The 2,816-nt window shown below is 70.9% G+C and carries 3 protein-coding genes; 1 reads left to right on the top strand and 2 read right to left on the bottom strand.

Annotated elements, in window-relative coordinates:
- The coding region (locus AC1DXV_RS33475; protein WP_477937865.1) for an FAD-dependent oxidoreductase at positions 1-1,244 on the bottom strand (1,244 nt) is incomplete at its 3' end.
- Between the two features lie 49 nt (positions 1,245-1,293).
- On the opposite strand from AC1DXV_RS33475, the gene AC1DXV_RS33470 reads away from it, so the two are divergent.
- Positions 1,294-1,938 (top strand): TetR/AcrR family transcriptional regulator, encoded by a 645-nt coding sequence (locus AC1DXV_RS33470; RefSeq protein ID WP_477937863.1) that lies wholly within the window; start codon positions 1,294-1,296, stop codon positions 1,936-1,938.
- A 10-nt stretch (positions 1,939-1,948) separates the two neighbouring features.
- Here the strand turns inward: AC1DXV_RS33470 and AC1DXV_RS33465 are convergent.
- Positions 1,949-2,816, bottom strand: an 868-nt coding sequence (locus tag AC1DXV_RS33465; protein WP_477937861.1) for a C-terminal helicase domain-containing protein, incomplete at its 5' end; no start/stop codon positions are given.

Raw genomic sequence — 2,816 nt, 5'->3', positions numbered from 1 at the left:
CCGATCAGCCGTCCGACCTCATCGCGCGGCGACCCGAGCTCGTAGCGCGTGAACAGGCCGCTCGTCATCTCGCCGATGAAGCGGTTGACGTCATCGAGCTGCATCAGCCTCGCGAACAGGTCCCGCATCGCACCCGCTTGCGGGTCAGGCCGCATGATCGCGACCTGGGCCAGCGTGTTCGCGAGGACGGCTTCGGCAACCGGCCGCCGCTCGGTGGTGTAGCTGTCCAGCAGGCTGTCGGCCACCTCGCCACGAACGACCGCGGCGAGCTTCCAGCCGAGGTTCGCGGCATCCACCAGCCCGAGGCCCAGGCCCTGGCCACCGAATGGCGTGTGGATGTGCGCAGCATCGCCGGCCAGCATCACCCTGCCTTGGCGGTAGCTGTCGACCAGCCGCGTGTTGTCGGTCCAGCGGCTGGCGCTGGCCAGCGCCTTCACGCGAACCTCCGCGCCACTGATGCGGCGCAGCACGCCCTCGAGCTCCTCGCGCGTGACCGGCGCCTCCCGGTCCTCGGGCGGACCGTTGAAGTCCAGCATCACCAGCCGGCCGGGCAGGGGCCCGCAGGAGAACACGCCCCCCGTGGTGCGATGCCAGCCGATCGGCCGCAGGCGTTCGGGATGGTCGATCTCGGCAACGGCCTGGTAGAAGGTCGACGAGGGCGGCGTGCCGGGAAAATCGAAGCCAGCCAGCTTGCGGACCCCGCTGCGCCCGCCGTCGCAACCGACGAGCCAGCCGCAGCGGATGCGGCCTGCACCCGTCGACGCTTGCCACGCCACGTCGACACCGTCCGCCTGCTGCGCGAGGCCGGTGAGCTCGCAGCCGCGGCGCACCTCGATGCCCAGCGCGCGGGCACGGTCGCCCAGCATGGCTTCGACGCCCTGCTGGTCCACCACGCGGGCCCGCCGTTCGGGCTCTCTCTGAGCCTCCCTGCGGATCAGCGGCAGGCCGGCGAAATGCCCGCTGAACTTCGAGTTCGGCCCTCGCTTCGCGGCCCCGGCCTGTTCGATGAACGGCGCCATCGCCGCGACGTTGCGCGCTTCCGCGGCGGCGATGGCCGCCGCCATGCCACGGCGCTGCAACGCCTCGATGCCCAACGGCCCGATCCCACCGGCCTTCATTGCCGTGCTCGCTGCACCCAGGCGTTCCAGCACGACCACGTGCACGCCGCCCAGGGCCAACTCGATCGCAGCCAGCAGGCCGACCGGACCGGCCCCCACCACCACGACATCGACGGATTCATCCATGCGTCCCACCCGAATATGTACTCAGTACAGTAAATGTACTTAGTACAATATGACCATGTCAATCCCACCCGATCGACGCTCCCGCAAGCGACTCGCCACGCGGCAGGACATCTCCAACGCCGCCACGCGCCTGTTCCTCGAACGGGGCTTCGATCGCGTGACAGTGGACGAGATCGCCGCTGCCGCCGAGGTTGGCCGGATGACGGTCTTCAATCACTTTCCGCGCAAGGAGGACATGTTCTTCGACCGCGACGAGGAGATCCGCGCGGCCTTGCGCGCGGCCTTGCGGCAACGCGATCCCGGCATCGCGCCGATCGAGGCGCTGCGCCTGCTCGCGCACYGGCTGGTCGAGGCACGCAGCCCCTACCTCGAGTTCTCCGCCGCCAGCCAGGGCTTCATCGAGACGATCGAGGGCAGCGAAACGCTGAAGGCGCGGGCGAGGGCGCTGCGTGACGAGATCGCGCAGGTCGTGCGGATGGCGCTGATCGAATGCACCGGCTGTGAACCCGGCGATCCTGACGCCCACCTGGCGGCCGACCTGCTGCTCGCGACCTGGACCGTGGCCCTCATCCAGGCCCACCGCAGCTTTCGACAGCACGGCGATGCGATGGCAGCGAAAGCCGCCTTCCTCTCGATCGTCGACAAAGGGAGCCTCGGCCTCCAGGCCGCGATGAGCGGCACGCCTTGCGCCTGAGCCGTTCCCGTCACATCGACCCGTGCGCCCGTGCGCGCCAGAACTCGGCATCGAACAACTGCCTCGCGCCGGTCCGCTCGTTGACCATCCAGAACTGCCGCCCGTCGACACTGAGCCCGCCGACCTCGCCGGTGTGGCGCCCCGCCACGACACGGCGCCCGAGCGCATTGGCCGGAAAGCCCGGCTGCCGCGCCAGCTCGATCAACGACACCGCCTCGCGCGCATCGCCGGCCAGCCGCATGCGTTGCACGATCGGCGCGAGCAGCGGGTTGGCGGCATCGGCCGGCGACAGGTAGACCACCACCTTGGCCTGCGCGCGGCTGAGCGCCACGTTCACCAGCCGCTGCGCCTCCTCGGTCTGCAGGAAGGGCTGGGCGCCATCGGCCGGATCGAACAGCACCACCGGGGCCTCGCTGCCCTGCGCGCGGTGCACGGTGCTGACCTTCACCGCCTCGGGCACGCCGCGCGCTCGCAATCGCTGGCGGATCAGCGCGCGCTGCGCGCGAAACGGCGTCAGCACGATCAGCTCGTGCGGCTGCCATGCACCGCTCGCCAGCGCGCCGGCCACCGTCTCGGCGATCGCGTCGGCCGATTCGCGCCGGATCGGCCCGCGCTCCGTGGCCGACCAGGCGCCATCGGTCTTCAGCCGGTGCACGTGCACGTGCGTGTCGGCATCGATCGCACCCAGGGCCCGCCGGCGCGCCGCCAGCCAGCCGGGCGCGGCCTGCGTGTCGGCGGCCACGCGCAGCGCCCCGTCGTAGAAGAGATCGCTGACCAGTTCGCTGATCGGCCCGGCCATGCGCGACTGCTCGTCGAGCAGCACCACCGACGAGCCCTCGCGCGGCATCTCGGCAAAGGCCGAGCGGCCCAGCCAGCGC

The sequence above is a fragment of the Rhizobacter sp. P3_C12 genome, from assembly GCF_056402735.1.
This window is presented reverse-complemented; position numbering and strand designations above follow the sequence as displayed.